We start from the raw sequence: 11,740 nt of genomic DNA on the forward strand, positions 1-11,740 counted from the left end.
TGAGTTAAGCCGAACTCGGTTTAACTCAGACCGTGGGTCTCAGTTCCGGTCACGGAAATTCGTGCACGCCCTGAACCGTCACCACCTCATCGGATCCATGGGCCAGGTCGGCGCTGCCGGCGATAACGCCGCGATGGAATCGTTCTTCGCACTGCTCCAGAAGAACGTCCTGGACCGCGAGCGGTGGCGAACTCGAGAAGAGCTGCGGATCGCGATCATCACCTGGATCGAACGTGCCTACCACCGCCGTCGCCGACAGGCCCGCCTGGGCCGATTGACCCCCATCGAATACGAGACCATCATGAACCCGGCCGTGGACCTCGCGGCCTGAAACCCCAACTGTCACCTGTTCGTGCGGCAGTCCCGAGCGCGCTTGCTGAGAGGCTTCGGCCTGCGCGGGCATGAGCTGCGGGTCGACTGTCATGGAGCCAGTTTTCCCTATTCGTGAGCTAGTGGGCCGGGTGTCTCGTGCACGCGATTGAATCGTGGTGCACCGCAATACTCTGGCCTCTGGGCGATCCGACTACCGTGGGTGCTGCTCCCTTGGAGGCACTGAGGCCCGCGCCGGGAGAATCCGCAGGCCGCTTCTCTGAGCTGGCCCCGGCCCGATGAGCTGGAGGTCCACCACGAACCAGGCGATCATCGCCGACGTCACCGGCACGCTCACGCCGAGCACCACGCGGCAGCCGGTCCAGCTCTCTCGCGCGCTCACGCAACGGACCTACCTCTCGCTCTCGGTCGCGTGGCCGCCAGGGTGAGCCCAGCGTCTCTGATCACAATTTCCGAACAACTGTGCTTATCCCTCGTTACCCACCATTAAAGTCGCAACCAAGCGTCGCTTCGCCCGTTATCTCCTTCGGGCGCTCAAGGCGGCGGGGCGTCGGGCCGAACGGTCCGGCGAAGGGTGTGAGACGGTGGCCGTGGTCGCCGATGAGCCGTGGAGGGCTGTTGAACGCTGTTCCCGGGGACCTGGGAGTGGGGACCATGGCCGAGCTGGACGCCGAGCGGACCGCTGCGGCACGCCGTCGAGCCGCGACGAGGACCCAGCGCACGTCGGAGGCGCGCCTGCGCCTGCTGACACTCCCGGCCATGATCCTCGCGGACGTGCTCGCGCTCACCCTGGCAGTGGGCATCGCGTTCGCCGTCCGCCAGGTCGTCCTGCCGCCGGCCGGCGATCTTCGCGAGAACGTCGCCAGCGCCTCCCTGATCATGGCGCTGGGCTGGTTGGCCGCGATCGTGATGCTCGGCGGGTACGACCGCCGACAGCTCACCTCCGGCCCGCAGCTCTACCGGAACGTCCTCCGCGCATCCGGTGCCGCCTTCGGGGCCATCGGAGCGTTCGTCTACCTGCTGGATCTCGAGCTCTCCCGCGCCTTCTTCCTCGCGTTCTTCGTGGCGGGCCCGCCGCTGCTGCTGCTGAACCGGCTGCTGCTGCGGCGCGGCCTCGCCACGGCCCGCGTGCGGGGGGTCTTTCGGCAGTCGGTGATCGCCGTGGGCTCCCTCGGCCACGTCGACGGGATCGCCGCGACCCTGCACCGGGAGCGGTGGCTCGGCTACGACGTGGTGGGAGCCGTGACCCCGGGTGGCATCGCCGACTCCTCCCGGCTCGGCATCCCCGTGCTCGGCGCGGAGCGTGACCTGCTGGCGATCGCGGAGTCTGCCGCCCCGGACATGCTCCTGTTCACCGCCGGGTCCACCTCGAGCGCCGAGGAGTTCCGCCGGACCGCCTGGAAGCTCGAGCACGAGAGGATCGGCGTGATCGTGGTGCCCGCCCTCACCGAGATCTCCGCTGACCGCGTCACGATGCGCCCCGTCGCGGGCCTGCCGCTGGTGCACATGGACCTGCCCCGCGCCCGCCAGGCCCTGCGCTGGACCAAGCGTCTGTTCGACGTGGTCGTCGCCGCGCTCGTCCTCGTCGTGATCTCCCCGCTGCTGGCCGTGATCGCGCTGCGTATCCGAGCCCACGACGGAGGACCGGTGATCTTCCGCCAGCAGCGCGTGGGACGCGACGGGAAGCACTTCGAGTTCCTGAAGTTCCGCACGATGGTCACCGACGCCGAGGCCGTGAAGGCCGAGATGGTCGAGCGCGCCGTCCAGGATCGCGGCAACACGGTCATGTTCAAGATGCAGGACGACCCACGCGTCACCGCCCCCGGACGCTTCCTGCGCCGCTTCTCCCTCGACGAGCTGCCGCAGCTGTGGAACGTGCTGCGCGGTGACATGAGCCTCGTCGGCCCCCGTCCCGCCCTGCCCGGCGAGGTGGAGCGCTACGACGACGACGCGAAGCGCCGCCTCCACGTGCGCCCCGGCATCACCGGTCTGTGGCAGGTCTCCGGCCGCAGCGACCTCTCCTGGGAGGACACGGTGCGGCTGGACACCTACTACGTCGACAACTGGTCCTTCACCCAGGACCTCCAGATCCTCATGCGCACGGTCAAGGCCGTGCTCGCCTCCTCGGGTGCCTACTGACGATGGCCCGGCCCGCCCCGGAGGCGGGGGCCGCGCAGCGCACCGGCCCTGCCCTTCCCCGCCCCCTCCGCCTCCTCGCCGCGCTCGTGCTGCTGCTCTACCCGCTCGCGGCGGGCGCGCTGCTGCTGACCTCGGACGGCTGGGCCGTGAACCGTCTGAACGTCCGGATCTGGTACGCCGTCACCGGTGCCGTCGGCCTGCGTGAGCAGATCACGCCCGAGATGTTCGCGGCGCTCGCGAACGTGGCGCTGTTCGTGCCGCTCTTCGCGGCGCTCGCCGTGCTGGTGCCCACCTGGTGGTGGGTGGCGGCAGGCGCGGGGCTCTCGATCGCGGTCGAGCTCTACCAGGGCGAGATCGGCACGCGGGAGCAGGACCTGGTCGACATCCTCGCCAACACCGCGGGGGCCGCGCTCGGCGTCGGCCTCGGGCTGCTCGTGCGACGGCTCGCCGGGAGGCACGCACGGAACCGCCGCACGGAGCGGCCGGCCGACGCGTCGGCCCGTCGGCCGGGGCTCAGCGGCGCAGGAAGCGGCCCCAGCGTGCCCACCACTCCCGGCGCACCTCGCGCCGCGACGGGGCATGGCCCAGGCGGAGGCCCAGATGATCGCGATTGACCTGCAGCGCCTCCACCAGCAGCCGGGCCTTCGCCAAAGAGCCGTCGGCGTCCCGCAGGCGTGCCCGCCACACCTCCCTCGGGGCGGCGCCGTCGTGCACCGCCTGCCACACCCGCGCCCCGGGCAAGCCCTCCACGGTCTCCGGGCGACCGATTGCGAGCGCGAGCGGCACCTGGGCACCGAGCTCGGCGGCGAGACCCTCGATCCGCGCGCGCTCCGCCTCGTCCACCTCGGTCCAGGCCACGCGCACGTCATGACGGGAGCGGCCGCTCGCATCGCGGGCGGCGTGCACCAGCAGCACCAGCCTCTGCGCGGTGAGATCCGGGACCGCGCACGCAGCGCCGCCGAGATCCACACTCTCCCGGCGCGCCCACAGCTGCTCGAAGGTCGCCGCCGCATCCCGGTCCAGACCCGGGAAGGCGCGGTGAAGATCGGCCGTGCCCCACACGCGATGGTGGAACGTCGCCGCATGCGCGAACACGCTGCCGTGCTCGAAGGTGGTCACCTGCTCCCACCCGTCGGCCTCGAGCGCGGCCACCAGCGTCGCGACCTGCGCCGGGTCCACCAGCACGTCGCAGTCCGAGGAGCCGGCGCGGCCCTCGGCCAGCAGCGGATGCAGCGCCTCGCCCTTGAGATGCAGGATCCTCACACCCGCACCTCGGGCAATATGGTCGAGGCAGCCATGGGCCATGCGCAGACGCACGGGCACCGGCACCTGCACAGGGGATGTCATGGGGGGAAGTGTAGGAGCCGTCGGCCCCTGGCCGCAGGATCGACAGCGGCGCCGACGGGCGCGAGGACGCTCGTCATGAGCGCAGAAGGACGCAGGAACGAGAAGGGAAGGGGGAGCGGACGTGTGGGAGCTCGATAGCCGCATCCAGCACTACGACTGGGGATCGACGACCGCGATCCCCGAGTTCCTGGGCCGTCCCGCCGACGGCGCCCCCTGGGCCGAGGCCTGGTACGGGGCGCACCCGCTGGCGCCCTCCACCCTCGCCACCGGGCAGGACGCCGGCGCCGGGCTCGACGCCGCGATCGCCGCGGACCCGCGCCGCATGCTCGGCGACGGCGTGGAGCGCGCGTTCAGCGCCCGACTGCCCTACTTGCTGAAGGTCATCGCGCCGGAGAAGCCGCTGTCCCTGCAGGTCCACCCCGATCGCGAGCACGCCCAGGAGTCCTTCGCCGCGGAGACCGCGGCCGGGCTCCCGCTCGAGTCGCCGCTGCGCAACTACCGCGACGACAACCACAAGCCCGAGATGCTGATCGCGCTGACCCGATTCACCGCGCTGTGCGGGTTCCGCACCCCGCGCCGCGCCGCCGCGCTCCTGCAGGGGCTCGGCACCGACCTCACCGACCGCCTCCACACCCTCCTCACCCGCAGTCCCACCGCCCACGGCATGCGCGCCGCGTTCCGCACCCTGGTCTCCTCCGCCATGCGCCCGGACCCCGAGGCGGTCCAGCAGGTCGTCGAGGCATGCCGGGCACGCGCCGAGTCCGGCCACTCGCCCTCCCCGCGCATCGATCAGACCGTCGCGCTGCTCGCGGAGCACCACCCGGGCGACCCCGGCGTGGTCGCCGCGCTGCTGCTGAACCCCGTCACCCTCCGCCCCGGCGAGGCGATGTTCGTGCCCGCCGGGACCCTGCACGCCTACCTGCACGGCGTGGGCCTGGAGATCATGGCCGCCAGCGACAACGTGCTGCGCGCGGGACTGACCCCCAAGAAGGTCGACGCCGACGAGATGCTTCAGTGCGTGAGCGTGCAGGCCGCGCCGCCGCTGCGCGTCGCGCCGGAGCGGCAGAACACGACGTCGGTCGCCTACTACGCGCCCGTCGACGACTTCGAGCTGTCGCTCACCACGCTCACGGATCCGCCCGGCACCTTCCGCACCCGCCACCGCGTCCCCGGCGGCGGACCCCGCACCCTCCTCGGCCTCGAGGGCGAGGTGCTGGTGCAGAGCGACCTGGGCCGCCACGTGCTCACCGCCGGCAAGGCCCTGTTCGTGCCCGCCGCCGCCGGTCAGCTCCACGCCGGCGGCTCCGGCCGCTTCGTCCAGGCGAGCGTCCCGTGACCCGCTACCGGCTGCGCCCTCTGGTCAGCGACTGGGACGGGGAGGACCTGTGGGTGGGGGCGCTGCCCCACGGCCCGATCACCCGCATCCAGGGCGTGGGCGCCCTCGTGCTCGAGCTTCTCGCCGAGACGCCGGACCGCGCGGCGAGCCCCGCCGAGCTCGCCGACCGGCTGCGGCAGGAGGTCGACGGCGTGCCCGCCGACGCCGAGCAGATCATCACCAGCTTCCTCGCCGAGCTCCATACGGGCGGGATCCTCGAGACGATCGACGGTGACGCCGCGTGACCGCCGACCTCGCCACCGCGACCCGGCTCGAGGTCGCCGGCCACAGCGTGCTGCTCACCTTCGGGCCCGGCCTGGAGACCGTGGCCGAGGAGATCGACACCCTGTGGTCCCACCTGCTTTCGGCCGACGACGACGGTGCGACGCCGCAGATCCGCCTCGACTACGCGCTCGCCGGCGGCGACCTCCCCGCCGGGACCGTCCCGCTGCAGGCGCGGCCCGAGGCGAGCTACACCATCTCCGGCCACCTCACCCGCGAGGTGATCCGCCGACTGATCGGCACCCGCCTGCTGCTCCACGCCGGCGCCGTCGCCCACCCCGAGCTCGGCACCCTCGTGCTCGTCGGCGCGTCCGGGGCCGGGAAGTCCACCGCCTCCTCCCTGCTCGGACGGGACGGCGCCTATCTCACCGACGAGCTGACGATCATCACCCCCGGCAGCTTCGCGATCACCCCGTATCCCAAGCCCGTCTCCAAGCACGACCCGGAGCTCGGTGCGAAGCGGGATCTCGCCCTGGGCGACCTGGGGCTCCGCCCCGCCGATGAGGTGGCCGCCCCGGCGCCGGCGATGGTGCTGCTGCTCGAGCGGATCCGGGACGAGGACGAGGCGGGGGAGGGGGCCTCGGTGACGCGGGTGCCGCTGTTCGAGGCGCTGACCCGGATCGTGCCGCAGACCTCCTCGCTGTGGGAGGTGCCCGGCGGCCTTGCTGCGCTCGCCGCCCTGCTGGACTCCGTGGGCGGCGCTCTGGAGGTGCGCTACCGGGAGGCCGCCGAGCTCGAGGAGCTGCTGCGCCACCTGCCGCCGCCCGAGCACATCGAGACGGTCGAGATTGCGCCGCGGCCCAGCGACGCTGCCGCCGGCGAGGACGCGGCGCCGGCACCCGGCACGATCGCCGCCGCACCGTTCCGCCAGGCGCTCGCCGTCGAGTCCGGGCTGTTCGTGCTCGGTCAGCACGGCGCGATCCACCTGCCGGGCCTCGCGGGACTGGTCTGGGACCTGCTCGCCGACGCAGGCCCCCTCGCTGTCGACCAGCTCGAGCAGCTGGTGATCGAGGAGATCGGAGAGCACCCCGAGAGCGCGGCCCTCGTCCGCGGCGCGGTCACGGAGCTCGTGGGCCACGGCTGGGCCCGCCAGGGCTGATCAGGGGGCGAGGATGCCCCGGCGCAGCACCGGCACCAGCTGCTCCACCCGTTCGGTCAGCAGCGCGGCCGTCCGCGCCGCCTGCGCCGCGTCCTTGCCGTAGGGATCGGGGACGTCGAGGCCCGCGGGAATCGCGCGGTGCGTCCACGCGGAGATGATTTCCTTCAGCGAAGAATCCGGATTCTCCGACGCCATCCGAACGAGCTCTGGAACATGTCCCATATGTCCGATGCGCCGAGCTGCGGCAGGGAATTCATCCAGGAGGTAGGCGCGCTGTCGACGCGACATCGTCAGGATCAGATCCGCCCCGAGGTCCGCGGCGGATACCTGCCGGGCGCGAAAGCCCTGCGGGTCGACCCCGCGCGCGGAGAGCTCGCCCGCCATCTGTGACTCCATCGCACTGCCCTCGAGGGCGAAGATGCCCCTGCTCACGGCGCGGTTGCCAGGCAGTCGATCGCGCAGCAGATGTTCGGCAAAGGGAGAACGGCAGACGTTGCCGGTGCACACGAACAGGACCGAGGGTGGCTGCGGCTCAGGGCGGTGCGCGGGGGCGGGAGAGCTCATGCGCACAGACTAGACGCCACAGGTGACTTGTCAGAAATGTCCAGATAAAAGTGGCGACGCGGAAAACTTACTGGGCGGTAAGGTCACGGAAGGGTGTCGGAGATGAAGAATCGTGACCGCCCTCGTTTCTATTCGCCGAGGGCATGTCAATATCGGGGGCGTGACGGTCCGCCGTCGCACCTGTCCGCCTGAGAGCGCCTCCCTCGGAAGGCGCCCGCTGGTGCGCCCGGAGCGAAGCGTCCCCCGTCGTCCACTGGACGCGCCCCGGCCACTCGTGAGGTGAGGCGCCGGAACGCCTGTGCCCGAAAGAGGTTTCCGTGACCGCACCCTCCCGTGTCCGCCCCGCCGAGGTCGGACACTCCGCCTTCACCCGCCGCTCCCTCGTCAAGGGCGCGGCCTGGGCGACCCCCGTCGCTGCGTTCTCGCTCAGCGCGCCGGCGATGGCGGCCAGCCCCGGCGAGTGCGACCCTGCTGGGACTCTCTACGACTCCACCGGCACCGGCAGGCTTCTCAGCGGCTCGATCCTGTCCGCGGATCTGGATGCCGTCGCCTCGGTCAACGGTGCCACGGCCGAGGTCGACGCCACGACGCCGCCTTCTGACGAGGAGACCAACCCGCTTTCCGCGGGCGTCCTCAACGCGGTGCAGTTGAACCTCACCGGCCTGGCCGACACGCTGTCGGATCTGCTCAACTTCAACACTGACACGGGTGTTCTCAACCAGTACGGCTACGCGAACCAGGATGGCACTGTGCGCGGAGCCAGCGGTGCGGTCGCGGATGACGGGTCCATCCGTCTCGAGCCCTCCGACGGCTGGCCCGAGCTCGCCTCCCTCGACCTCCATACGGTGGTGAGCCAGATCGGCGGCAGCGGGACCGCGGACCTCCTCTCCGCCGTGACGGACGCCGAGCTCTCGATCGGTGCGGTCGCCGGGCGGACCCAGTTCAGCTCGCTCTGCAACCCGCCGGCTGACCTGGAGCGCGACTACCTCGTCTCCTATCTGAAGGCCGAACTCACATCGCCTACGGTCGGTGCGACGGTCGGCACCATCAACGGCACTCTCAGCGGGCTCACCTCGGGTCTGGTGAACACGCTCAACAGCCTTACTGTTGTGAACGCTCTGCTCCGAGTGGATTCGCTCAGCCTGTCGCTCGACACCGCGGAACTCCCCGCTGGCGCCGGACGGCCGGTGAAGCTGGCACTGTCCAACCCGGCAGTGGTCACCGTCGATCTCGGCGCACTCCTGGGCGGTGCCTACGAGGGCACCACTGCGTCCCCTTGGCTCAACAGCCTCGCGCCGAACACTCGACTCTTCACCGACGCTCCTCTGCCCACCGATGCGCTTGCGCGAGAGGTCGGAACCCTTGTCGACGCCGTCCTCGGTGCGATCCGAGTCGACATCCGGGTTCGGGGGCTCCTGGGCCTCATTCCTGTCACGATCACCGGGAGTCTCGCCGACCTGGTCAGCGGCAATGCGACCGTCCAGCCGTCGCTCCTGGGGCTCACCTCTGCGATCCTGTCGGTCATCGGAACGACCATCCGCGACGCGATCCTTGCGGCCGGAGCGCTCACGCCCCTCACCGGGGCGCTCAACCTCCTTCTGCAGGGGCTCTTCACCGTTCTGACCGAAGTCGTGGTGCTGACCATCAATGCGCAGAACGGCGAGCCCGGTGCCGTGCCGGATGATCTTGCGGCCCTTCTGGACGGGCAGTTTGACGTCGCTGCCTTGCACATCGGCGCGGTCGACGCAGGCGGGATCGATCTGCTCGATGTCTACCTCGGACGGGGAAGCGGCGGAGAGAACCTGGTGCGCAGCGCGTGAGAAGGACTGGCCCGTTCACGGAGCGGGCCAGTCCATCTCCTGCTCGCCGTCGACGGGGCTCTGCTGCGCCTCTGCCAGCTGCTCTCGGATCTCCTGCACGAACTCGATCACCGCGCTCCCGCCGTTGACGGGGCCGCCGGCGAGCTGACCGTCGGCTCCCAGCAGCACTGCGCTCGGCGCGCTCGTGCCGCCGAGGGCGGTGCGGGCGGTGAACTGCAGGTCGTGCATGGCATGGTCGGTGACGCGGTTCGTGGTCCGCTCCCGCAGCTGGTCCAGCGGGCGGGAGAACACGAACCGCACCTGCAGCGTCTGCTCCAGCTCGCCGATCCACTCCTCGGCATGGTCCAGTACCCGCTCGCACGGCCCGCAGCCCTCGGTGACGAACACCAGCAGCGCCGCCCGCTGCGCGGTGAGCTGGGTGAGGGTGATCAGGCGGCCGCCCGGCTGCTGCAGGACCGCCGCCGGGATCGGGGAGCGCTCGTAGTCCAGCAGCTCGTCCGCGTCCACGTCGGCCGCGGCAGTGGAGGCAGCGGTCGCGGCGTCGGCATCGGGATCGGGATCGGCGACGCTGCCGCCGATCGTGGCGGCGGCCAGCGCGATCGCGGTCAGCAGTGCGAGCCCGAGACCGATCAGCCCCAACGGAGCCTGCACCAAGAAGGTGGTCATCGCGCCGCTCGCGGCCGCGACCACGGTCAGCAGGCCCAGCACGTTGAGGATCACGTTCCGCACCAGCGTGGTGCGGGAGACGGTGGGGGAGGCGAGGGTGCCGAAGCAGGAGCAGTGCACCTGCTCCTCGAACGTCAGCGCCCGCGCGATGATCACCAGATAGGTGAACATCAGAGCTGTCACCAGACCTGCCAGCAGCACCTGCAGGGGAGGCACAGGAATCCACAGCGCGAGCGCCAGGAAGATCTCCATCACCGGTAGCACCGAGGCGACCGAGGCGTGCGTCGTCGGCAGCGGAAGGCGCAGCGAGCGCATCGCGTCCTGCGTCCCCTCGCGAGCACCGAGCTTCGCGAGCCCGGAGATCAGCAGGGTGATCGACAGCAGGATCGGTGCCGACAGCAGCACAGCCATTCGGGGAGCCTCCTCGCGTCGGCCCGGCCTTCGGGACGGCGTCAGCCTCCATTGTCGGGCATCGACGCCCGTCGGAGCGGGGGCAGACCAGTCGTTCGCCCACGGCGCACCGCGACCCGTCGGCCCTACCCTGGAGCCATGTCCACCGACGCGCACCAGGCCGCTCCGTCCGCCCTCGACGCCGTCCGGCGAGGCGAGATCCTCGCCGACGTCGCCGCGCTGCGGGACTCTTTCGGCGCCGGCACCACCCGGTCGCTCGAGGCGCGGATCGCGCAGCTCGACGCCCTCGCCGCCGGGCTCCGCGCCGAGGGTCCCCGCCTGCTGAAGGCCCTCGAGCTGGACCTCGGCAAGTCCCGCACCGAATCGCTGATCACCGAGCTGGGCGTCGTCACCCAGGAGATCGCGCACCTGCGGAAGAACCTCCGCGCCTGGCTGCGACCGGAGCGCTTCGGCCCAGGGCTGCTGCTCGCGCCCTCCAGCGGGCAGATCCGCCGCGAGCCTCTCGGGACGACGCTGATCATCTCCCCGTGGAACTACCCCGTGAACCTCGCGCTCGCTCCGCTGATCGGCGCGATCGCCGGCGGGAACACCGCACTGCTGAAGCCCAGCGAGGTCGCCACCGCCACCTCCGCCGCGCTCGCGCACCTCGTCCGCACCCACCTCGACCCGGCCTGGGTGAGGGTCGTCGAGGGCGCGGTCGAGGAGACCACGCTCCTGCTCGAACAGCGCTTCGACCTGATCTTCTACACGGGCAACGGGACCGTCGGCCGGATCGTCGCTCGCGCCGCCGCCGAGCACCTCACCCCCACCGTGCTCGAGCTCGGCGGGAAGTCTCCGGTCTTCGTCGACGCGGGCACCGACCTCGCCACCACCGCCCGCCGCATCGTGTGGGGGAAGTTCGCCAATGCCGGGCAGACCTGCGTCGCCCCGGACTACCTCATGGCCGAGCGCTCCACGCTCGACGCACTCGTGCCCCATCTGCAGGACGCCGTCACCTCGATGTACGGGCGTACTCCTCAGCGCAGCCGCGACTACGGCCGGATGGTGAACCAGAAGCACTTCGTCCGCGTACTCGGCCTGATCGACGACGAGAAGGCCGTGCTCGGCGGCACCTCCGCAGCCGATCGCGCCAATCGCTACCTCCCGCCGACGATCCTCGACGGCGTGGACTGGGATGATCCGGTGATGGGGGAGGAGATCTTCGGCCCCGTGCTCCCGCTGCTCGCCGTGGACGGGCCCGACGAGGCGATCTCCCGCATCAATGGGGGCGAGAAGCCGTTGACCGCCTACGTGTTCAGTCCCCGCCCCGAGATCGAGGAGCGGTTCGCCGCCGAGACCTCCTCGGGCTCCCTCGCCCTCGGCCACACCCTCGCCCACCTCGGCTCCCAGACCATGCCCTTCGGCGGGGTGGGGGAGTCCGGCATGGGGAAGTACCACGGCCGCGCGAGCTTCGAGGTGTTCACGCATGCGAAGCCCGTCGTGAAGAAGCCGCTGCGCCCCGACACCCTCCGGCTGGTCACCCCGCCGTACCGCGGGGCGAAGCGCGCTCTGCTCGGGTGGCTGTTCCGCTGAGGTCGTTGCGGCGCGCTCCGCGCGAGATGTCGCATGAGCAACGTCCATGGTGGTGAGCCAGCAACAGGTTGATAGCCTCGAGACTCCAAACTTACTCGCGAGTGATGAAGGACTTGCGAGTCATTCGCGAGGAGC

The 11,740-nt window shown here is 71.1% G+C and carries 12 protein-coding genes; 9 read left to right on the forward strand and 3 right to left on the reverse strand.

Annotated features, from left to right (window positions below; genetic code table 11):
• The 4 genes from ACT3SQ_RS07255 to ACT3SQ_RS07270 form a co-directional block, all read left to right on the forward strand.
• Positions 1–331, forward strand: a 331-nt coding sequence (locus ACT3SQ_RS07255; RefSeq protein WP_444600988.1) for an IS3 family transposase, incomplete at its 5' end; no start/stop codon positions are given.
• A gap of 277 nt (positions 332–608) precedes the next feature.
• On the forward strand, positions 609–758 hold the full coding sequence (locus tag ACT3SQ_RS07260) for a hypothetical protein (protein ID WP_441445915.1): 150 nt from the start codon (positions 609–611) through the stop codon (positions 756–758).
• 190 nt (positions 759–948) lie between these two features.
• The gene (locus tag ACT3SQ_RS07265) at positions 949–2,469 is read left to right on the forward strand and encodes a sugar transferase (RefSeq protein ID WP_444600989.1); all 1,521 of its coding nucleotides are present in this window, start codon (positions 949–951) and stop codon (positions 2,467–2,469) included.
• Between the two features lie 2 nt (positions 2,470–2,471).
• Positions 2,472–3,083 carry a VanZ family protein gene (locus ACT3SQ_RS07270; protein WP_441445917.1) on the forward strand — a complete coding sequence of 204 codons (612 nt, stop codon included), beginning with the start codon at positions 2,472–2,474 and terminating at the stop codon, positions 3,081–3,083.
• On the opposite strand, the gene ACT3SQ_RS07275 is transcribed toward ACT3SQ_RS07270, so the two are convergent.
• Positions 2,983–3,816, reverse strand: coding sequence for a nucleotidyltransferase family protein (locus tag ACT3SQ_RS07275; RefSeq protein WP_441445918.1), 834 nt, complete (start codon positions 3,814–3,816; stop codon positions 2,983–2,985). The two genes, ACT3SQ_RS07270 and ACT3SQ_RS07275, sit on opposite strands and share 101 nt — an antisense overlap.
• Before the next feature lie 121 nt (positions 3,817–3,937).
• Here ACT3SQ_RS07275 and manA point away from each other — a divergent pair, with 121 nt between their 5' ends.
• From manA to ACT3SQ_RS07290, 3 genes are read left to right on the forward strand one after another with little or no spacing between them, the layout of a single operon-like run.
• Entirely contained in the window at positions 3,938–5,152 is a 1,215-nt protein-coding gene (manA, locus tag ACT3SQ_RS07280; RefSeq protein ID WP_444600990.1) for a mannose-6-phosphate isomerase, class I, read from the forward strand.
• The gene (locus ACT3SQ_RS07285) at positions 5,149–5,436 is read left to right on the forward strand and encodes a PqqD family protein (RefSeq protein WP_444600991.1); all 288 of its coding nucleotides are present in this window, start codon (positions 5,149–5,151) and stop codon (positions 5,434–5,436) included. The genes manA and ACT3SQ_RS07285 overlap by 4 nt, the downstream gene beginning before the upstream one ends.
• Positions 5,433–6,572 (forward strand): hypothetical protein, encoded by a 1,140-nt coding sequence (locus ACT3SQ_RS07290; protein ID WP_444600992.1) that lies wholly within the window; start codon positions 5,433–5,435, stop codon positions 6,570–6,572. The genes ACT3SQ_RS07285 and ACT3SQ_RS07290 overlap by 4 nt, the downstream gene beginning before the upstream one ends.
• On the opposite strand, the gene ACT3SQ_RS07295 is transcribed toward ACT3SQ_RS07290, so the two are convergent.
• On the reverse strand, positions 6,573–7,136 hold the full coding sequence (locus ACT3SQ_RS07295; RefSeq protein WP_444600993.1) for an arsenate reductase/protein-tyrosine-phosphatase family protein: 564 nt from the start codon (positions 7,134–7,136) through the stop codon (positions 6,573–6,575).
• Positions 7,137–7,453: 317 nt separating this feature from the next.
• On the opposite strand from ACT3SQ_RS07295, the gene ACT3SQ_RS07300 reads away from it, so the two are divergent.
• Positions 7,454–8,956 (forward strand): choice-of-anchor G family protein, encoded by a 1,503-nt coding sequence (locus ACT3SQ_RS07300; protein WP_441445923.1) that lies wholly within the window; start codon positions 7,454–7,456, stop codon positions 8,954–8,956.
• Between the two features lie 15 nt (positions 8,957–8,971).
• Here ACT3SQ_RS07300 and ACT3SQ_RS07305 read toward each other — a convergent pair whose 3' ends face one another.
• A complete protein-coding gene (locus ACT3SQ_RS07305; RefSeq protein ID WP_444600994.1) occupies positions 8,972–10,033 on the reverse strand; it encodes a TlpA family protein disulfide reductase in 1,062 nt (353 codons plus the stop codon).
• Between the two features lie 138 nt (positions 10,034–10,171).
• Between ACT3SQ_RS07305 and ACT3SQ_RS07310 the strand changes: the two genes are divergently transcribed.
• Positions 10,172–11,605 (forward strand): aldehyde dehydrogenase family protein, encoded by a 1,434-nt coding sequence (locus tag ACT3SQ_RS07310; protein WP_444600995.1) that lies wholly within the window; start codon positions 10,172–10,174, stop codon positions 11,603–11,605.
• Positions 11,606–11,740 lie beyond the last annotated feature (135 nt).

It is taken from the genome of Brachybacterium sp. AOP42-C2-15 (genome assembly GCF_052377065.1).
Lineage (GTDB): Bacteria > Actinomycetota > Actinomycetes > Actinomycetales > Dermabacteraceae > Brachybacterium.